The sequence below is a fragment of the Roseospira visakhapatnamensis genome (genome assembly GCF_014197915.1).
Classification (GTDB): Bacteria; Pseudomonadota; Alphaproteobacteria; order Rhodospirillales; family Rhodospirillaceae; genus Rhodospira; species Rhodospira visakhapatnamensis.
Genome location: NZ_JACIGK010000017.1, coordinates 69,402 through 90,211, shown reverse-complemented (window position 1 = coordinate 90,211; position 20,810 = coordinate 69,402). Strand labels below are relative to the sequence as shown.

10 protein-coding genes are annotated in these 20,810 nt (G+C 72.4%); 4 read left to right on the top strand and 6 right to left on the bottom strand.

Annotated elements, in window-relative coordinates:
- Positions 1-130 precede the first annotated feature (130 nt).
- The 5 genes from GGD89_RS12135 to GGD89_RS12115 all read right to left on the bottom strand — a co-directional run bounded on the left by GGD89_RS12135 (position 131) and on the right by GGD89_RS12115 (position 14,317).
- Positions 131-5,485 carry an alpha-2-macroglobulin family protein gene (locus GGD89_RS12135; protein WP_184045590.1) on the bottom strand — a complete coding sequence of 1,785 codons (5,355 nt, stop codon included), beginning with the start codon at positions 5,483-5,485 and terminating at the stop codon, positions 131-133.
- A gap of 231 nt (positions 5,486-5,716) precedes the next feature.
- Entirely contained in the window at positions 5,717-7,681 is a 1,965-nt protein-coding gene (locus tag GGD89_RS12130; protein WP_184045588.1) for a flagellar hook-basal body complex protein, read from the bottom strand.
- Between the two features lie 98 nt (positions 7,682-7,779).
- Positions 7,780-8,586 carry a flagellar hook assembly protein FlgD gene (locus tag GGD89_RS12125; RefSeq protein ID WP_184045586.1) on the bottom strand — a complete coding sequence of 269 codons (807 nt, stop codon included), beginning with the start codon at positions 8,584-8,586 and terminating at the stop codon, positions 7,780-7,782.
- Positions 8,587-8,598: 12 nt separating this feature from the next.
- A complete protein-coding gene (locus GGD89_RS20120; RefSeq protein WP_246423070.1) occupies positions 8,599-10,626 on the bottom strand; it encodes a flagellar hook-length control protein FliK in 2,028 nt (675 codons plus the stop codon).
- A gap of 280 nt (positions 10,627-10,906) precedes the next feature.
- Entirely contained in the window at positions 10,907-14,317 is a 3,411-nt protein-coding gene (locus GGD89_RS12115) for a YhdP family protein (protein WP_184045584.1), read from the bottom strand.
- A 111-nt stretch (positions 14,318-14,428) separates the two neighbouring features.
- Here GGD89_RS12115 and GGD89_RS12110 point away from each other — a divergent pair, with 111 nt between their 5' ends.
- From GGD89_RS12110 to GGD89_RS12095, 4 genes are all read left to right on the top strand, one after another.
- A complete protein-coding gene (locus GGD89_RS12110; RefSeq protein ID WP_184045582.1) occupies positions 14,429-17,461 on the top strand; it encodes a bifunctional [glutamine synthetase] adenylyltransferase/[glutamine synthetase]-adenylyl-L-tyrosine phosphorylase in 3,033 nt (1,010 codons plus the stop codon).
- Positions 17,458-17,925, top strand: a complete 468-nt coding sequence (locus tag GGD89_RS12105) for a peroxiredoxin (protein ID WP_184045580.1) — start codon at positions 17,458-17,460, stop codon at positions 17,923-17,925. The genes GGD89_RS12110 and GGD89_RS12105 overlap by 4 nt, the downstream gene beginning before the upstream one ends.
- A 247-nt stretch (positions 17,926-18,172) precedes the next feature.
- Entirely contained in the window at positions 18,173-18,403 is a 231-nt protein-coding gene (locus tag GGD89_RS12100; protein ID WP_184045578.1) for an AbrB/MazE/SpoVT family DNA-binding domain-containing protein, read from the top strand.
- Positions 18,393-18,797: a PIN domain-containing protein gene (locus tag GGD89_RS12095; protein ID WP_184045576.1), complete on the top strand. Its 405-nt coding sequence runs from the start codon at positions 18,393-18,395 to the stop codon at positions 18,795-18,797. Before GGD89_RS12100 ends, GGD89_RS12095 begins: the two co-directional genes overlap by 11 nt.
- Positions 18,798-18,813: 16 nt before the next feature.
- Here GGD89_RS12095 and nifA read toward each other — a convergent pair whose 3' ends face one another.
- Positions 18,814-20,601: a nif-specific transcriptional activator NifA gene (gene nifA / locus GGD89_RS12090; RefSeq protein ID WP_184045574.1), complete on the bottom strand. Its 1,788-nt coding sequence runs from the start codon at positions 20,599-20,601 to the stop codon at positions 18,814-18,816.
- Positions 20,602-20,810: the final 209 nt, after the last annotated feature.

The following is a 20,810-nucleotide window of genomic DNA, read 5'->3' as shown; positions in this document are numbered from 1 at the left end:
TGCGGACCGACCTCCTAACGGTCAGTCCGTTGAATCATAAAATCGATCCCATGGGAATCCCTGGCGACTCAACCCGACCCCAGAGCACTCTAGCCCGCGACGGCCCTCCACCCCATCCCGCGCCGGTCCCTCACCGCGGCGCGACGATCATCTGGCCCGCCCGCGCCCGGGCGCGCAAATCCGGCCGGTACATCGACTCGACGAACACGCCCGGCAGGGTGAACACGCCCGGGGTCACCGCCCGCGCCAGGTAGGCGATGGTGAAGGCCGGCCGCTCGCGGCTGAGCGACACCGAGGCGACGAAGCGGTCGTCGCGGATCTCGGCATGCTCGGTGGGGGTCAGCTCCGGCAGCCAGTCCATCCCGGCGGTGGAGCGGCCGTCGCCCACGGCGGCGTTCTCCAGCACCAGGCCGGCCGGCAGCAGGTCCACCACCAGCGCGTGGTGGGTGCGGTCCTCGCCCAGGACCGCCGGGTCCAGCGCCTCGCCGGAGACCAGTGCCACCAGAAGGTCGCTCTGGTCGACCCGCTGCGGATCCACCCGCCGGCCGTCCAGGTCGTAGAAGGCCCGCGTCACCGTCAGCCCGTTGGACAGCGCCGCCGGCGGCGTCACCGGGATGCCGTCGCCCTGCACCACCAGATTGACGACGGCGTCGCCGGTGTTGGCGAGGGTGACCCCGGCGGCCACCTGGTCCAGACCCGGCACCAGCAAGACCTCGCCCGGTGACAGCGGATGCGGTGATGTGCCGGTCACGGCCACCGACAACGGCCCCTGGGTCTCTTGCAGGGCATGGGCGGCCAGCAGCAGGCGCGCCTGTTCCTGGGTACTCAGATACCGCCGGCCCAGGCGCGCGTCCGCCAGGGCCTCGGCCGCCCCGAACGCGTCGCTGTCGTTGGCCTCGACCATCAGGGCCACCGTGGCCGCCGCGTCCCGCAGGGCCGAGCCGTAGGGATCCCGGGGCGACCGGTCCCCGTCCTCCGCGCCGTCGGCGAGGCTGGACAGATGCAGCATCGGCGCCAGGGCGGCATCGAAGGCCGAGTCGGCGCGGGTGGCGTCGCCGATCATGGCCAGGGCGGCGCCCAGATGGGCGCGGGCCAGCGGCGCCGGCATGCGGTTCAGGGCGACGTCGTGGACGTAGCGCAGCGCCCCCGGGTCCACCTCTCCGGCCAGCGCCAGCACGTAGAATGCGTAGGCGCGCGCCGGCAGGGCCTCGTCGGGGTACTCCAGCCCGACCACCGTGTCGTCCAGGAACCGCAGCGCGCGGTCGAGGGCGAATGGCGGCACCCGATGACCGGCCTCGCGGGCCCGCACCAGGAACTCGGTGGCGTAGGCGGACAGCCATTCGCGGCGCTCGCCCCCACCCCACAGGCTGAACCCGCCGTCGCCCCGCTGCATGCCGATCACCCGGGCGATGGCCCGATCCACGCGCGCGGTCAGCCGCGCGGGATCATCCGCGTCGGTCACGCCGGCGGCGGCGGCCACGTCGGACAGCACCAGCAGCGGCAGCGCGCGGCTGACGGTCTGCTCCACGCAACCGTAAGGGTAGCGGTCCAGGTCGCGCAGCAGCCCGGCCACCCCCAGGTTGGGCACCGACGACAGGCTGGCGGTGAGACCGGCGGTCTCGGGCGCGAAGCCGTCCAGGACGTCGGCTTCCAGGGTCAGGCTCTGGCCCGGCGCGAGGCGGCTGGCGAGCGCGCGGGTCTCGCGGGTGGCCGCCGGCCGCACCGACAGGCCCCAGTCCTGCGTGAGGACCTCGCCGTCGGGCGCCGTCACCGTCAGCGTCAGGCCGCCGCCGCCGATCCGTCCCCCCTTCACCGTGGTCACATGGGTGGCGCGGCCGCCGGCCGCGATGGGCAGGGTGGCGCCGGCGTTGGAGGCGATGGCCACGCCGCCCCGGCCCTCCAGGCGCACGGCCCAGTCCCCCGCCGGGCCGTCCACATTGTCCAGGGTGACACGCACGGCGGCGCGGTCCTCCGGCGCCAGGAAGCGCGGCAGCGTCACCAGGGTGACCATGCGGTCGCGAACGGTCACCTCGGCCTCGCCATGGCCGACGCCCCGGGTGTCGTAGGCCGCCGCCATCACCCGCACCCGGCCGTTGAAGGCGGGAATGTCCACGGTCACGGTGGCCCGGCCGTCCCGGTCCAGGGCAATGGGGCCGGAGAAGAAGGCCAGCGGCTGGACCGTCTTGTCCGGCAGGCCGGGCGCGTGCCGGCCGGCGGCATCGCCCCCGGCGCGCAGGCGACCCGGGGTGGCGTCGCGGCCGTCGATGAGCGCGCCGTAGGCGTCGCGCATCTCCACCCCCAACCGGCGCTTGCCCAGGAACACGCGGTCCGGCCGGGGTGTCGCGAAGCCGGTCAGTTGAAGGATCCCCTCGTCCACCACGGCGACGGTCACCCGGGTGTCGGGGCCGGCGTGGGCCACCGACAGCGGGATGGCCAGCGGCCCGCGCGGGCGGATGGTCTCCGGGGTGTCCAGGGTGACGTCGAGCGTGCGCGCGGCCATGTCCACGGCCACCCAGTGGGCGCCGACGGCCCGGCCCGGGCCGCGTTCGGTATCCGTGCCCGGCCGGAGCAGGCTGACCAGCACATAGGCGCCCGGCCCCCAGTCCTCGGTGACCGGCACCCGCACCTCGGCGCCGTCCTCGGGCACCGAAACGGTGGTGGTATAGAGCACGTCCTGGGCGGCGACGGTCACCAGGGCCTCGCCGGCGAAGGGCGGATCCAGGGCGATGCGGGCCTCCTCGCCCACGGCATAGGTGTCCCGCGCGCTGGTCAGGCGCAGGGTGTCCGGCGTGTCCTGGGTCCCGGGCGCGGCGGTCCGCCAGCCGGCGCGGAACCGCTGGCTGGAGACGGCACCGCTGTCCAGGTCGGCGACCTCGATACGATAGCGGCCCCCATCCACCGGCATGGCGACCTCCACGGTGCCGTCCGCGCCGGTGGTCAGGTCGCGGGCCTCGATCCGGCGGTCGCGCACCGTGGCCCGATAGCGCCAGCCCTCGCCGTCGTTGTACCACTGGTAGTCCCAGTCCTCGGCATACTGGATCATCCGAAGCCCCCGGCCCGGCAACGGCCGGCCGGCGGCGTCCACGGCCAGCACCCGATAGCGGGCATCGCCGCCCTCGTCGACCATGCCGCCCTCGAACAGGGGATCCAGCCCCACCAGCGTCTCGGTCAGGCGAACCGGCACGGACACGGCGCGGTTGGTGGGCCGGCCGCCCGGCTCCAGCACGGTGACCCGCACCAGCGCGCGCAACGGCTGGCTGGTGTCGGGCACGGTCTCCAGGGCCGCCTCGACCCGGCTTTTGCCCTGGTCGTCGGTGTCGGCGAGGGTCAGGTCGGCGCGTTGAGCCTCGAAGGTCTCGGTGGCCAGGCCGAAGCGATAGTCGGCATGGGCGTCGCCAAAGGGCCGCTCGTCCCGGGTCAACAGCATCTCGGCCTCGGCGGCCAGCCCGGCGCCGGGCGCGCCGTAGAGGTAGCGCGCCTCCACCCCCACCGGCACCGTGCCGCCCGGGCGCAGCCGGGCGTCCTCGGGCGTGTCCAGCAGGACTTCCATGCGCGCGGGCACGAAGTCCTCGATCTGCACGCTCACCTGCCCCACGGCCGGTCCGTCGGGTTCCACGTGGGCGGTCAGGGTCCAGGCGCCGGTGCGCGCGGCGTCGCTGGTGGGGATGGCGAGGACCGCCCCGCCGCCGGAGTCCGGCGTCACCACCAGGCGCCGCACCTCCACGCCGTCGGGGCGGGTCACCTTCACGGTCAGGGGCACGTCGGGGACCGCCCGGGCGCGGTCGTCGCGCAGCAGGGCCATGGCGTGGATGGTCTCGCCGGGGCGGTAGATGCCGCGCTCCAGGTACAGGAAGGCGTCCAGCGGACCCGGCGCGACGCGCCCGCCCACGCCCCGGTCGGACAGGTCCAGGGCCGGCCGGCCCAGGTCCAGGACGGCATGGTCGGCGCCATCGGCCGTGCGCGCGACGAGGTGACTGGGCGAGGCCCCGCCCCGCCCGCGCAACAGGCCCGCCGGCAGGCGCGCCAGCCCCTCGGCATTGGTGACGGCGCGGCCCAGCACGGCGTTGTCGCGGGCGATCAGGTCCACGGACACACCCTCCAGCGGTCCGGCGGTCTCCAGCGAGCGCGCCGAGACCACCATCTCCCGATCCCCATGGAAGGTCTGCAAGCCGATATCGGTGACCATCACCCACTGGGTGGGGCGCTCGCGCCAGTGCTCGGCCTCGCGGGCGGCGATGGTGGCCACCACGGCGTACAGCCCGGGCTCCGGATCGGGCACCGCCTCGGCGAAGGGCACGGCGGCGCTTTGCTGCCGGTTGGGCACGGCGGCGAGATCCATCTCGCCCGACCACACCCGCACCCCGGCCTCGTCGCGCAGCCGCGAGAGGTCCCAGCCGCGCAGGTCGGAGAACAGGGTGTTCTCGCGCAGGCCCTCGGCCAGGCCCCGGAACGGCACCCGGTAGATCTCGAGCGCCATGCGCTCCACGTTCACCGTCTGCACCGGCACCCCCTGACCGCCCCGGGCCGGCAGCACATGGGCGTCACCGACGAAGGCGATGCGGGCCTCGCGATTCGGGATGGTCACCGACCAGGCGACGGTGTCGGCCAGCCGGGCGCCATCGGCCAGCGGCAGCCCCTGGCGCAGGGTCACGGCCACGTCGACGCCATGACCGAAGCCGGACAGGCAGAGGGCGTCGCCGTCGGCGCGGGCGACCACCTCGTCGGCCGGGGCCAGCCCCACGAAGTCGGCGTAGCGGACGGAGCCGTCGCCGACCGGATCCCGGGTGAAGGCCACGCAGAGTTCCGGCACGTCGCGCTCGATCCGGCCGCGCACCGCCACCGGAACCGGCCGACCCCCGGCCGCCCGGTCCAGGTCGGCCCGCAGTTCGGCATCATCGCCGAAGGCCAGCGCCGCCTGGTACAGTGCCACGGCGATGTCGGCCTCCTCCACGTCGGCGGCCACCCGGGCCATCAGGGCCAGGGCCTCGTGGCGGTCCTGGTCGCCGTCGGCCGCCACCCAGGCGGTCCAGGCGGCCATGTGCCCGCGCCGGTCCGCCGGGTCGGCCCCCAGGTACAGGCGCGCCAGCCACCGCCAGCGGTCGGCGTCGTCGTCGCCGCCGGCGTCCATGTAGTCCTCCAGGGCGGCGATGGCGCCCCGGCGGTCCTCGGCCTCGGCGGCCTCGCGCGCGCGGGTCAGGGCGGCGTTCCGGTCATCCCAGTCCTCGTTGCCCTCGGTCCGGTCCCGCAGGTCGCGGACGAAGGCCCGGGCGTCCCGGGACAGGTCGCGCAGGGGATCCAGGGTGTCGAGGTGCGTGACCAGCGGGGAGTGCATCGCCGGCAGGTCGTTCGCCCAGGCCGTGGCTCCGGGAACGACTCCGCCCAGCAGGCCGGCCAGCAGCATCAGCACCGCCGCGACGGCCGCGACCGACCTGGGCGCGGACATGGCGGCGGAACCGGGGGTGGGGCGGGCAAGCGGCTTGGGCATGACACGATCTCCCTGGCTCGCCCCTCCGTGACCTCGCGGGGCTGACGGATGCTCCGCCAGAAGTATGGCAGAGATTGGCCCGCGCGCCGAGACCGCGTGACAGCCGGACCGGTCGGCCCGCTCTTCCGCGATGACCCATAAAGAACGCCCCCGAACGCTGTCCGGGGGCGAGGCGGCCCTTGAGAAGAGAAGTCAACGCCCGGCGCGGCGGGGGCCGCGCCGGATCACCGTCTACCGCTTGATGCGGATCAGTTCCTCCAACATGTCGTCGGAGGTGGTGATGATCTTCGCCGCCGCCGAGTAGGCGCGCTGGGTGGTGATCATGGTGGTGAACTCCTGGCCCAGGTCCACGGTGGAGGCTTCCAGGGCCGCCTGGGCCACCGAGGCCGCGCCGGCCGAGCCGGCCTCGCGCACCGTCGGCAGGCCCGAGTTGTCGGTCTGCTGGAAGACGTTGCCGGTCAGCGGGTTCATGCCGTTGGGGTTCACGAAGGTGGCCACCGGGATCATGAAGATGGGCGCCTGCACGCCGTTGTCGAACAGGGCGGTGACGATGCCGTTCTCGGACACCGAGATGCCCGCGAAGTTGCCGAAACGGTTGCCGTTCTGGCTGATGTAGTTGAGCTGATAATCGCCGGACAATTGTTGCAGGCCGTCCTTGGTGTTGTAGTTGCCCCAGAATTGGGTGACGGCCGGAGACCCGCCACTGCTGACGTCCCCCCCATCCATGTTGAGGGCGCCGTTGGCCCAGTCCAGTTCGATACTGGAACGCGGATCGTTCTCGTCCGTCTCGGTGTATCCGAAGAACGTAGCGGGGGTACCGTCACCATTGAAAGTCACGGCGCTGGTCGTATTGGGGTCGGTGGTGTTGTTGGTCGCGGCCGTGGTGTCAGGTTCGCCGATCCATGAACCCTGCCAGTTCCCCGTCGTCGGAGGCCAAACGGCAGCGGGCGTCAACTGAGATATCGTAAAGACCGTATTCTGAATGACCGCAGGATCCGCACCAGCGCTGACAGTCAGACCAGAAGCATCCACCCGAATGTCCTGCGTGTTGTCAAATTGCCGCAACAGGATGGCATTCTCACCCGCGACGCGGTCGACCCAGTTACTGGGTGACGACTTGCCAGTCACCGTCGCCACAGTTCCAGGAGGGGCCGTATACAGTGTGGATGCCCCATCGCGAAAGTCCGCCTCGATCATGCCCGCCAGATCATCCAGCATCTCCGACAGAGATGTGAACGTCTGGGCGACAGTAAGACCGGTGCTGGTCGTAACCGTGTCCACGGGATCTCCGGCGGTGCCGGAGGACGCAGTAAACGTATACGTGACAGTCACACCGTTGATGTCAATATCCATGGTTTGACCGCCAGCGACATGCTCCGGCAAATCCGTGAAGTCGATGCGTCCGGCGGAGTAATAGGTGCTCCCGTCCTGGGCCTTGATATTGACGCTTTCGCTGCCCTCGGGCGGCATGGCCGCTACGTCCCAGGTGTTCTGGTCGCGCTTGGTCCAGGTGTAGAGCAGGTTGTGCGAGTTGCCCAGGCTGTCGAAGATCAGCGCGTTGGTCTTCTCGGTGGTGCCGATGTTGGCATCGGCGGGCAGGTTGGCGCCAACCGACAAGGTGGACGTGGCCCGCGCCGTGCCGCCGATGGTGTTCAGGTTCAACGGCCGCATGTTGATGCTGTCGACGGCGTTGTCGTTGATATAGAACAGATCGCCGTTGGCGTTGCGGTACGCCTTCATGTAGGTGTCGTTGTTGTAGCTCACCGTCGAGGCGGTATCGGTACCGTCCCAGGTTTCCAGCGGCCAGCCCTGCAGGTAGTAGCCCGCCGCGTTCTGCAGGTAGCCGTCCTTGTCGATCTTGAACGATCCCGCGCGGCTGTAGGCGTAGCCGGAGGGGTCCGTCGCCCGGTCGGACACGACGAAGAAGCCCTGGCCGGACAGCCCGAAGTCGGTGGACGAGGTGGTCGCCTGCAACAGGCCCTGGATGTCCACGTTGGTGCGCGGCGCCGACTGCACGCCGCCCGGGGAATACTGGGTCAACGAGACCTGGGCGGTGACCAGCGTCTTGAAGTTCACGGACGTGCCCTTGTAGCCGACCGTGTTGACGTTCGCGACGTTGTCCGAGATGGCGCCCATGGCGCTGGACTGGGATTGCAGCCCCGACACGCCCGAGAACAAAGCTCCGTACAGCGACATTGGTCTTCTCCTTCAAGGGCGCCCGGGACAGCGGTCCGGCGGGCCGGTCTTCATCTCGTCATCGCATCATCGCGTTGGGGCGCCGGGACGGAGTCCCGTCAGGTGGTCTCCGTCTCGTCCGGGGTACCGTCCCCGTCGCCCGATCCATCGCCCGTTCCGTCGCCGGCGGTGTCGGTCCCGTCACCGCCATCGCCATCGCCGATGTCGTCGCCGCCCCCCACGTCATCCAGCGGCAGCTCGTTGAACACGCCCAGCACCTTGTCCAGGTCCACCGACAGGTCGCCGATGGCCAGGTAGGTCGCGTTGCCGTCCGAGGCCACGCCGGTGACCTTGCCGAGCGAGGTGGTCCAGGTCTTCAACTCGTCCTTGGCGTCGTCGCGCGCCGTGGCGCTGACCTCCAGCACATAGACCCCGTCGTCGACGGTCTTGCCGTCCTTGTCGGTGCCGTCCCAGGTGATCTTGTGCAGACCCTGGGTCGGGTTGCCCTCGAAGGTGCGCACAACGGCGCCGTCCGCGTCCTTGACCAGGACCTTGACGCTCTTGGCGTCCCCGGACAGGCCATAGGTAAACACCGCCTTGCTGTCCAGCAGCATGACCTTGTTGGCCTCCACCTCGACGTAGCTGTCGAGGAAGTTGATGGCCATGGCCTGCTGGGTCTTGACCGTCGACTTCAGCAGGGATTCCAGGTTTTCGTTCTGGTTGATCTGTTGCTCGACCTGGGCAAACAACACAAGCTGGTTGGTGAACTCGGTGGAGTCCATGGGCGACAGCGGATCCTGGGCCTTGAGCTGCGTGGTCAGCAGGGTCAAGAAGCTGTCCAGGTCATTGGCCAGCTTGTTACGCGACTGGCCCGACTCTGACGTGGCATCGCCGACAAGACCGCTGGTGGCGACGGGATCGACCATCGGTGGACTCCCCTAAACCTTGACGTTGACGCCACCCCGCGCGCGGGCCGCTTCCATGGCCACGGCGTCGGGGTCCCCGATCTCCTGGCCCGGGTCCTGCCCGCCGCCCGGGGTCTGCGAGTCTCCGGCACGGCCGGACTGGCCCCGCCGGTCCTGGGCGTTGGCGGCGCCGCCGCCCCCGTCACCGCGCAGGGCAAAGGTAACACCGCCCGGATCGGTCTTCAGGCCGGCGTCCTGAAGCGCGCGCTCCAGGCCCCGCCCGTCGCGTTGCAGCATCTCCAGGGTCTCCGGCCGCTCGACCGTCACCTGGGCGGAGACACGGCCGTCGGACCCGAAGTCCAGGCGCACGTCCACGCGGCCCAGCTTCTCGGGATGAAGCTGGATGGAGACGCGGTCCAGGCCCCGGTTGGCGGCCTTGCTGATGGTCACGCGCAGTTGCTCGACCACCTTGCGGGTCTGCGGCTCGGAGCGGGCCTGCTCGGCCGCGCTGCCCTGGCCGGCGCGGGACAGCTGGTCGGCGAAGCCGCCGCCCGGGGCCTGCCCGGCATCGCCCGGGGCGACGGGCGCGGACGACGGGGTCCCGCCGGTCGCGGCCCCCGCGCCACCGCCCGCGTTACCCCCGGCGTGCCCCTGCGCCTGCCCCTGGGTGCCGCGCGCACCGGCCGGGGCCGGTCCGCCGGCCCCGGCGCGCGCCGGTGTCGAGGTCCCAAAGCGGTCCCCGGCGGGCAGCGCCGGACGCGGATCGCCGGATCGCTCCAGGCCGACCGGCGGCGTGACCGCGCCCGTGCCCTGCGCGCCCTGCGCGGCGGCGCGAGTCGCCGGTCCGGCGTCGCCCTCGGCCACGCCCTGCGGTGATGTCGGCGCCTGGGCCTGACCCGGCGACAGTTGGGCGCGGGCCTCGGCACGCGCTTCGGCGGCGGCGGCGTTCATCGCGGCGATCCCCGGCTTGGCGCCCGGCCCGGTGGTCCGGCCCATGTCCCCCTGGGACATCGGGCCGTCACCCTGGGACTGGCGAAGCGCGGCCAGCGCCTGCTGGCGCAGGGCGGCGGCGCCCGTGGGTTCGGTGCTGGCGGCTTGCGTCGGCGTCTGCGCGGCGGCCCGCGCGCCGGCCGCCTGCCCCTCGGCGGTCCCCGACGGTGCCTGACCCCGGCTCGCCTGGGCGGCACCCTCGCGCACGGTGACCTTGACCGTCATGTCGGTGTCGGGCTTGACGGTGGTCGCCAACCGCTCGGCCTGGGCGGCGGCGCGCGCGCCGGCGTCGGCGGCGGGATTGGCCGCGCCGGCCTGCGCTTGCCGAGCGGTACCGGCGGCCCCACCCTGGGATCCGCTGGCGCCCTGCCCGGAGGACGTCACGGCCGGTTCACCGCCCGTGGTGGCGGCGGCGCGTCCCGACGCCCCGCCCGCCAGCGCCTGCCCGCCCGTGCCGGTGCCGGCATCGCCCCCGGTGGTGCCAGTCGGAGTGGCGGCGGCCTGTGCCCGGGCGGCACCGTCGACGGTGGCGACCTTGGTCGTGGGGGTCGCCGGGGTCGCACCGCCGGCCTGCTGGCCCTGGGTCGCGGCGGCCTGGGCGGCGTGCGCCTGAGCGGCGGCGGCGATCGCCGCGGCGTCGGGCGTGCCCTGGGACGCCGTGCCATCGGCGGAGGCGTCGGCACCGGCGCCCGCGCCCCCCTGCGGGTCGGCCGGCGTCTCGTCCACGGGCGCGGCCCCGTCGTCGGCGGCCGGCTCGCGGGACTCGACGGCGTCGGCCTCGTCCTCCGCGCCGGTCGCCGCCGCGCGGTCCTCGTCCGGGGCCGCCGCGCGGTCGTCGTCGTCCACCGCGCGCGTGTCCTCCCGAGGCGCCGGGGCGTCATCCTCCACGGAGGACGAGGAACGGAACAGCGCGTCGCTCGCGCCCAGCAGCGACAAAGGATCGGTGCCCTCGCTGGTGCGCCGGAGCATGCTGGCGAACAGATCCCCGGCCTGGGTGCCCTGGCGGGCGGAGTCGCCGGTCTTCGCGGAAACCGGAAGAACCGGGCTGTTCGACACCACATTGACGTCCATGGGACCACCCCATCGGCTGCTGGGACCGCCCGGCGGGCGCTCTGGACGGAGCACCCCGGCGGGCGAACGGACGGATCCGTGCCGGAGGGAAAGCAAGGGGCGGGCCAGACGGGGCAACGGGGCCGCGCCGCCCCCCGCCATGGGCGCCAAACCTCTTGTGTTCGGCGGTCACCCGGGGGCCGGGGCAGGGCCGGATCCGGCCCGGCGGCGCGGGGTGGCGGCAGATTCTTCAGGCCCTGCGGCGCGCGTCTCCAGGGCGGGGCGGCAGAACTTGCCGGCTTCAGTCCAGGCCGCGCTCGAACGAACGCGGGGGCTGTGCCTCGTCTTCTTCGACGCCCCCCTCGTCCACGCCCCCCTCGTCCACGCCATCGGGGATCACGCCGAAGACCTCGCGCAGGATGCCCGGGGTCAGCAGGGTGAGCGGGTTGACGGCGATGCGCGGGTCGTCCATCGGTCCCTCGGCGCTGTAGTCGACGGCGAACACGCCGCCCCCCTTTTCGCCCACCAGCAGGTTCCCCACCACCGGGATCCGGCCAAGCAGGCTGTTGACCAGGTAGGCGGGCACCACCACGCCCTCCAGGTCCATGGTCTCGGCGTCCAGGTCGAGGGTCCCGTTGGCCGTCAGGCCCAGCGACGGGCCATTGGCCCGCGCCGCGTTCAGCGTCAGGCGCGGATCGGCATAGGTGAACGGCACCACCAGCGTGGACAGCGACAGCCCCTCGCCCTGCAACTCCTCCAGGATACCGGTCAGCGAGGCGACGGCCAGGAGCCGCACCAGCACCGGCACCTTGGTCAGGAACACGTTCGCGGCCTCCAGCCGGCCGCGCGCCACCCCGGCCTCGTCCAGGGTGCCGGTCAGGGTCATGCGGCCGCCCCGCAGGCTGCGGGTGATGTCCAGGGCGCGGGCCACCGCCCCGGCATCGTCGGCGGTCAGGGTGAAGCGGCGCAGGCCGTCCGCGCCCGGGTCCAGCCGCAGGCTCACCGGCGGGCCGCCCTGGATGCGCCCATCCACCCGCGCCTTTCGCCAGACGCCCGCGCCATCGCGCGTCAGGCCGACCCGGGCCGCGTGCAGGGTGATGTTGTCGGACAACAGCAGCCGCTCGACATCCAGGCTGACGTCCAGGGGCGGACCCGGGGCCTCGTCTTCCGCGTCACCCTGGGCGGTCACGACCGGCGCCGCCGGTCCACCCCCGGAAGTCCCGGCCCCGGCTTCCTCCGCGTCGTCGTCGGACAGCAGGACCGTCGCATCCAGCGCCGCCCCGGTCAGGCCCACCCGCCAGGGCGCGCCCGCCGACGCGGGCGCGACGATCTCCGCGCGCGCCTCGGTGCGTCCCAGGCGGACCCGCGACAGGGTCAGGCCGCGCAGACGCTCTCCGGCCCCGTCGAGACGCGCCTCTCCGGTCACCGTCGCCTGCCCCGGAACGGCGAACAGATCGAAGCCCACCGTCATGGCGTGGTCGCCGAAGCGCCCCTCGATCGAGACGGTGCCCTCCTCGCCCGCCGGCTTGACCCAATCCAGGTCGGGCATGGCCATGGTGGCCGGCGTCAGGTCCACCCGCGCCTGGAGAACGCCGGGCTGTCCCGCGATCTCGGTGTAGGTCAGGTCGACGTCCACCGGTCCGTCCAGCCAGGGCGGCGCGAACGGTGGACCGTCCAGGCCGAAGCGCGCCCGTGCCGCCGTGTCCGCCCGGCCGCGCACCACATAGCGCCGGTCGAACGCCGCCCCGGCCGTGAAATTCTCGCGCCAGTCCAGGCTGGCGGCCACCCCCCCCAGGCGCGCCCGCCCGGTCACGTCCAGGCCGGCGTTGTCCAGGGTCAGGCTCAGGTCGCCGTCCGTCAGATCCTGGCCAAGCGCCACGTCGGGCAGGCCGACGCCGGTGGCCTCGGCCGCGACGCCGATCGCCACGTCCTCCAGGGCCACGTCCTTGAGCAGGGGCAGCGCCACCGTCAGGGTGGTGTCCACATCGCCCGCCGCGCGGGCCGGATCAAGGCCCACCTGGCTGGCGTAGCCGAGCGGCTGGTGATCGATCAGCGCCAGGGCCGAGGACAACGGTCCCTCGATCTGGAAGGTCATCGCCGCGCGCTCGACCGGGGCGTCGAAGTCCGTGAAGGTGATCCGCCCCTCCCGGACCGCCAGGGCCCCCACCCGGCCCCTGAGGCCGTCGATGGTGATGGCGTCCAGACTGAAGCGCAGCCGACCGGACGCGTCGGTGGCCACCGGCAGCTCGCCCAGATAGCGCACGGTCAGGCCGGCGGCGGTGGCCTCGCCCGAAAGGTCGGTGACCGCGATCGACGCCCAGTCGGGGCCGGCCAGGTCCACCGAGAAGCGACTCCCCGCCAGCCCGCTCCTGGCACCGTCGCCGCTCCCCGTCTCGCCACGCCCCGTCTCGCCACGCCCCGTCTCGCCACGCCCGGGATCGCCCCCGGACAGGTTGTCGGCGATCCAGGACCAGGCGCCATGGGCCACGCCCGACGGCCACAGGGTCAGCAGTTCCGGCACCCCCATCGGCGACAGCGCCAGGTTCACCGCCAACCGGGGCGGTCCTTCGACGATCCCCTCGGCGCGCGCCGTCGCGGCCACCGTGGCGCCGTCTAGGCCCACGGTCAGGCGGCTCACCTCCAGCGCGCGGGCGCCGGCCGACAGCGTCGCCTCCAGGTCCAGCGCGCGCACGGCATAGGCGCGATCCACCGGCGGCGGCAGACGTGCCCAGCCGGCGCCGCCGCTCAGGACCAGTCGCGCGAACCGCAATGGCGCGCCCGGCGAAACGGCATCGCCCCGGCCGGCGGCCAGGGTGGCCAGCACCGCCAGATCCAGGTCGATGGCCAGGGTGCCGGACAACGGCTGGTCCCAACCGCCCAGGGCCGCCAGTCCCGGATATCGCGCCAGGTGGCGGGCCGGCTCCAGGTCCCGCAGGATCAGGATCAGCGACGCCAGATCCTCGCCCGGCTGATGGCGCAGCGCCACGTCGATGGTGGCTGTCGGCGCCGCCGCGTCAGCGCCGGTCAGGCTCAGCGAGCCCTCGACCATCAGCGCCTCGCCCTGGCGGCGCAGGCGCAGGCGATCGGCGTCCAGCGACCAGACGCGGTCCTCGACGCGGTCGGTCAACGACAGCCGCGCGTCGCGCACGGCGAACCCCATGTCGGCCAGGAGCGCCCAGGTCTCCAGCGCCTCGGCCCGCACCGCATCGGGATCGGCGGGGGCGGCCGGCGCCGTCGGTGTCGCGCGCGCCCCACCACCAAATCCGGCCACATCCAGCGCCACGCGCCCGTTCGGCGCGCGCTCCAGGTTCAGCGTCGGCCCCACCAGGGTCAGCGCCGCCAGCTCTACCCGGCCGAGCACAAGGGCCGCCGGATCCAGGTCCACGGCCACGGTGCCCAGGTTGGCCACCACGCGACCGTCGCCGTCGGTCAGGCGGGTGTCGAGCAGGTCCACTTCCAGCCCCGCCGACACCCCGCCCGCCGTCGCCTCCTCGGCGCGCCAGGTCAGCACCACGCCGTCCACCTTCGCGGCCAGCGGCAGGTCGGCGGTGGCCAGGACGCGGTCCAGCGCCCGCTCGATCACGGGACGCAGCATGGGCACGGCGACCGGCCCCCGCGCGAGCGTCCAGGCGACCACCACGACCACCACCAGGGCGGCGGCGAACATCAGCCCGAGCGCCCGCAACGCCGCCTGTAACGCGTGACCGTGCACCGGCGCTCCACCTTGACCCTGAGGACGACGAGCGGTCTTCTAGAACCGCGATCGGAACCCGCCACGATGGCGGCGTGCCGCGTCATGTGTCCGGGCGATTATGGAGATGATATGACACTCGCAGAAGCCCCGGCGACCCTGGAGGCGCTTCCCGGTTCCGCGCCGTGCCCCGCCGATCCGGCGCGCGCGGCCCGGGGCCTGGAGCGCTGGCTGGAGGCCGCCGATCACACCGACGACGCGGCCCTCGCGGCGGCGATCCGGGCCCTCGCGGCGGAGGACGGTCCCGGCCGCGCGCTGCTGGACGGCCTGTTCGGCAACAGCCCGTTCCTGACCGCCTGCGTGTTGCGCGAACCGGCCTGGATGTGCCGGCTGGCGGAGACCGGACCGGACGCCGCCTTCGCCGCCGCCCTGGAGGACCTGCACGCCGCCGCCGACGCCATGCCGCACGCCGGCCCCGATCTGGCGCCGGTCATGCGCGCCCTTCGGGTGGCCAAGCGGCGGGTGGCGCTGACCACGGCGGTGGCCGACATCCTCGACCTGTGGCCGCTGGAGCGGGTCACGGGCGCCCTGTCGGCGCTGGCGGAACAGACGCTGGACCTCTGCTGCGCGACGCTGCTGCGCCGCCTGCACGCCAAGGGCGACCTGATCCTGCCGCATCCGGACACGCCGACGCGGGACTGCGGCCTGTTCATCCTGGGCATGGGCAAGCTGGGGGCGGGGGAGCTCAACTACTCGTCGGACATCGACCTCATCGTGCTGTTCGACGAGGCGTGCCTCGACTACCGCGGCCGGCACTCGGCGCGCGAGGCCATGGTGCGCCTGACCCGCGACCTGGTGCGCATGATGGACGAGCGCACCGGCGACGGCTACGTGTTCCGCGTGGACCTGCGGCTGCGGCCCGATCCCGGCTCCACGCCGCTGGCCCTGTCCACCGAGGCCGCCGAACTCTACTACGAGAGCCTGGGCCAGAACTGGGAGCGGGCGGCCATGATCAAGGCCCGCCCGGTGGCCGGCGACCGGGAGGCCGGGGCGCGGTTCCTGGAGATCATCCGCCCCTTCGTCTGGCGCCGGTCGCTGGATTTCAACGCCATCCAGGACATCCATTCCATCAAGCGCCAGATCCACGCCCAGCGCGGCCACGCCGTGGTGGCGGTGGAGGGCCACAACGTCAAGGTCGGGCGGGGCGGCATCCGCGAGGTGGAGTTCTTCGCCCAGACCCAGCAGCTCATCTGGGGGGGACGCGATCCACGCCTGCGCGATCGGGGTACACTGGCGGCGCTGGACGCGCTGACCGCGCGCGGGCTGGTCACGCCGGCGGTGCGCGACGACCTGGTGGCCAGCTACGCGCATCTGCGGCGGGTCGAGCACCGGTTGCAGATGATCGACGACGAGCAGACCCAGACCCTGCCCACGGACAAGGACAAACTGCGCGGCCTGGCCATGTTCCTGGGGCACGAGGGCATCAAGGACTTCGCCCTGTCTCTGAAGGCGACCCTGATGACCGTCCAGGACCACTACGCCGACCTGTTCGAGGACGCCCCCACCCTGGCCGACGACGGCGGCAACCTGGTGTTCACCGGCGGCGAGGACGATCCGGAGACGCTGCGCACCCTCGCCGACCTGGGCTTCGCCGACGCGCCCATGGTGGCCGCCACCATTCGCGGCTGGCACCACGGGCGCTACCGGGCCCTGCACGGCACCCGGGCGCGCGAGCGCCTCACCGAACTGATGCCCACCCTGGTCCGCGCCCTGGCCGAGACCGTCCATCCGGACGCCGCGCTGCTGCGCTTCGACAGCTTTCTCGGCCACCTGCCGACGGGCGCGCAACTGTTCGCCCTGTTCGCGGCCAATCCCGGGCTGATGGCCCTGGTGGCCGAGATCATGGGCGACGCGCCGCGCCTGGCCGACCACCTGGCGCGCAATCCGCGCCTGCTGGACGCGGTGCTGGAGCCCGATTTCCTGGACGGGCGGCCGGCGCCGGAGGCGATGCGCGCCGGCCTGGAGGGAGCGTTGCAGGACGCCCGGGTGTTCGAGGACGTGCTCGACATCTGTCGGCGCTGGACCAACGACCAGCGCTTCCAGGTGGGGGTGCAGACGCTGCGCGGCGCGCAGGCCCCCGGGGACGCCGGGCGGGCGCTGTCGGATGTCGCCGACGTGGTCCTCTGCGCCTTGCTGGACCGGGTCCGCGCGGCCTTCGCCCAGACCCACGGCGAGGTCCCCGGCGCCGCCCTGGCGGTCATCGCGCTGGGCAAGCTGGGCGGGCGGGAGATGACCCCCACCTCGGACCTGGACCTGATCATCGTCTATGACACCCCCGAGGACGCCCCCGAGACCGCCGAGTACTCCGACGGTCCCAAGCCCCTGTCGATCACCGCCTACTTCACCCGGCTGGTGCAGCGCTTCGTCAACGCCATCACCGCCATGACGGCCCAGGGGCGCTTGTACGAGGTGGACATGCGGTTGCGGCCCTCGGGCAACAAGGGTCCGCTGGCCACCAGCCTGGCGTCGTTCCGTCGCTACCAGGCGGAGGCCGCCTGGACCTGGGAGCATCAGGCGCTGACCCGCGCGCGCGTGGTGGCCGGGCCGCCGGACCTGGCCGACCGGGTGCGGGCGGTGATCGCCGAGACCGTGCGCCGCCCGCGCGATCCGGCCCGCCTGGCCCGCGAGGTGGCCGAGATGCGCGCCCGCATGGAGACCGAGCGCGGCGACGCCAACCCCTGGAACATCAAGCATGTGCGCGGCGGCCTGGTGGACGTGGAGTTCATCGCGCAATATCTGCAACTGCGCCACGCCCACGACCATCCCGAGATCGCCGTGCCCAACACCGCCGAAAGCCTGCGCCGGGTGGGCGCGGCCGGCCTGTTGCCGGCCGACGACGCCGCCTTTCTCAGCGGCGCGCATCGGTTCTGGCTGACGCTGCAAGGCATGATCCGCCATTCCATGGACGGCGTACCAAACGAGGACGACCTGCCCGCCGGGTTGAAGGCCCGCCTGCCCGCCTGCTGCGAGGGCTGCGCGGACTTCGACGGCCTGCTGCGCCGCATGGACGCGGAGGCGGCGCGGGTGCGGTCCCTGTATGACCAGCTCATCCAGGCCCCGGCCCGGGCCGCCCTGGAGCCCCTTGCAACGGAGGACACCCCATGACCCTCGCCGTCGGCCAGCCGGCCCCCGATGTTTCGCTGCCCACCGACGGGGGCGGCCACGTGTCGCTGTCGGACCTCGCCGGAAAAGCGGTGGTGCTGTACTTCTATCCCAAGGACGACACCTCGGGCTGCACCAAGGAAGCGGTGGCCTTCAAGAACGCCCTGGGCGATTTCGAGGCCGCCGGCGCCGTCATCGTCGGCGTCTCCAAGGATCCGGTGACCAAGCACGACACGTTCAAGGCCAAGTACGACCTGCCCTTCACGCTGGCCTCCGACGCCGACGGCGACGTCTGCGAACGCTATGGCGTGTGGAAGGAAAAAAGCATGTACGGCAAGACCTACATGGGGATCGAGCGGACCACGGTGCTGATCGACGGCGCCGGCGTGGTGCGCCACGTCTGGCCCAAGGTCAAGGTCCCCGGCCACGCCGAGGCCGTGCTGGAGGCCGTGCGCGGGCTGGGGTGACCCTTGGACCGCGATCGGCCCCGCGCGGATCGCGGTCGGCCGATCCGGGCGGGGACGTTGACGTCCCCGCGTTACTTAGTGCACTGATCCAGACAAAAGATGCAGTCCACATTCTTTTGTCTGGATCGAAAGTGCACGAGAAACAATGTTTTGTGCAGCGACGCATTCAAGGGGGAACCCCTTGAATGCGTCGCTGCACTAGGATATACATAATCCAAAATGTTTATCCTAATCTGAGGAGAAGACGATGCGCATCGCCCGCTGGGGCAACAGCCTTGCGGTTCGCATCCCGGCGTCCGTGACCGAATCCCTGAACCTGAAGGAAGGCGATGAGGTCCGCATCCACGCCAGCGACCGGACCGACTGGCACGTGATGCGCAATCCGGACCCCGAGACCCTGCTGACGCGCCTGAAAGCCTTCGAGGGCCGCCTGCCGGCGGATTTTTCGTTCGATCGTGACGAGGCCAATGCCCGGTGAGTTCCTGGACACGAACGTCTTGGTGTACACACTGGCCTCGGATCCCGAGAAAGCAGGTCGTGCCCGCCGCTTGATCGTCGCGGGCGGCACCATCAGCGTGCAGGTGCTGAACGAGGCGGCCAACGTGCCCCGGCGCAAACGGGCCATGGAATGGCCCGACATCACCGCGTGGCTCTCGGTCCTCCGCGAGAGCCTGACGGTCGTTCCTGTCACCGTCGAAACGCACGATCTCGGCCTGTGGTTGGCTGAACGCCATTGCCTGTCACCGTTCGACGCGATGATCGTCGCGGCGGCCGTTCTGGCCGACTGCGACACCCTGTGGTCCGAGGACATGCATGACGGCCTTGTGGTCCTCGGACGCGTTCGGATCGTCAATCCCTTTCGGTCGCCGTGACAGGCATCCCCCCCTCCTACAGCCGCTTGATGGGGATGTCGTGCTTGCGGAGCGCGTAACCCACCTGGCGCGGCGTCAGGCCCAGCAGGCGCGCCGCCTTGGCCTGCACCCAGCCGGTTTTCTCCATGGCCAGGACCAAACGCTCGCGGTCGGGCAGGCGGCCGCTGGCACCGCCCCCGGTCATGGTCGCCATGGCGGAGGGCGCGTCGTCGCCGCGTTGGTCCGGGGGGGACCCGCAGGAGGACGACCCGCCGTCACAGGCCCCGCAACCGCTGGCGGAGGCCAGGGCGGGCGCGCGCGGTCTCACGGCGGGCACGGCGCCCATGCCGCCGATGGCCTGGGTCGACCCCTCGGTCTCGCGCCACAGCACCGACGACAGGCAGCCGGCCTCGCGGCAGGCGAAGTCCTCCACGCCGATCACGGCGCCCCGCACCATGGTGGCCACGCGGGTGATGCAGTTCTCCAGCTCCCGCACGTTGCCGGGAAAGGCACAGCCGCGCAGCAGGTCGAGGGCATTCGGCGAGAACACCAGGCTTTCGCCGTTCTCCTCGTTGAAGCGGTCCAGGAAGTGGCGGGCCAGGGGCTCGATGTCCTCGCGGCGGTCGCGCAGGGGCGGCAACACGAGGGTTACGACGTTGATGCGATAGTAGAGGTCGGCGCGGAAGCCGCCCTTGGAGACCGCCTCCTCCAGGTTCCGGTTGGTCGCGGCGATCATCCGCACGTCCACCTTGCGGGTGCGGGACGATCCCAGCCGCTCGAACTGCCCCTCCTGCAACACCCGCAACAGCTTGGCCTGAAAGGCGGGGGAGATCTCGCCGATCTCGTCCAGGAACAGGGTGCCGCCGTCGGCCATCTCGAAGCGGCCCTTGCGCTCGCCGGCGGCGCCGGTGAAGGCGCCCTTGTCGTGGCCGAACAGCTCCGACTCCAGCAGCGTATCAGGCAACGCGGCGCAGTTGACGCAGACGAAGGGCTTGTCGGCGCGCGGGCTGACCTGGTGGATGGCGCGGGCGATCATCTCCTTGCCGGTGCCGCTTTCGCCGCGCAGCATCACCGGGGCGCGGGTGCGGGCCACGTGGCGCACCTGGTCGAGCACGCCGACCATGGCCGGGCTGCGGCCGATGATCTCGCGGAAGCGCGGCGTGCGCCCGCCCACGGCGCGTTCGGCCCGGGCCAGCTTCTCGCGGCGGGCCTGATCGGCCAGCAGGGTCTGGCGGTCGGCGGCCACCAGCCGGTGCAGGCGCACGGTCTGGCCGATCAGGTTGCCCACCATGGCCAGCACCCGCAGGTCGTCATCGACACCGCCGGGCCCGGCGCGTTCCACCGACAGGGTGCCCAGGACCGCGTCGCCGGCGCGGATGGGCACGCACAGGAAGGCGACGCGCTCCGGCGCCGCGTCCCCGCCGGCCGTCGGGGCATAGGCGGCGAAGCGCGGGTCGGCGGTCATGCGGCCCACCACCAGCGGCATGTTGGAGCGATACACCTCGCGGGCCACCGTCAGGGGATAGCCGCCCTCCGTCCGGCGCGCCCCGTCCAGTGACTGGCCGGTGACCGCCGTCAGCGCTAGGGAGTCGTCATCGTCGCCGAGCGCGATCGCCCCCCGCCGCATCTCCAGGTACGATGACAGCACGTTCAGGACATCCCGCAGGGTGGCGTCACGATCCAGGGACGCCGACAGCAACTTGCTGATCTCATAGAGCGTCAGCATGGGCAAGGCGGCGGCGGAGGCACCCGCGCCGGCCCGGCCGAGGCCCGTCGCCGCCACCGTGGGCGGGGATGTCAGGGGGACCGAGGTCTGGACAGACATGGGCGTCGCTCCCAGCAAACGTGTGCGCCGCACCATGATGCGTCGGTTATGCCTCTGAATCAATCACCGATGAAGGCGCGCCTAAAATGTAGGCAGTCCTGTTTGTCTCAACGCTCCGCCATCCCCGGCGGCGACGGGACGGGGCGCCGGGCGATGGCACGCCCCGTTCGAGAGGCCGGTGTCCGTGCCACCCTCGGGGCTCCGTCCCG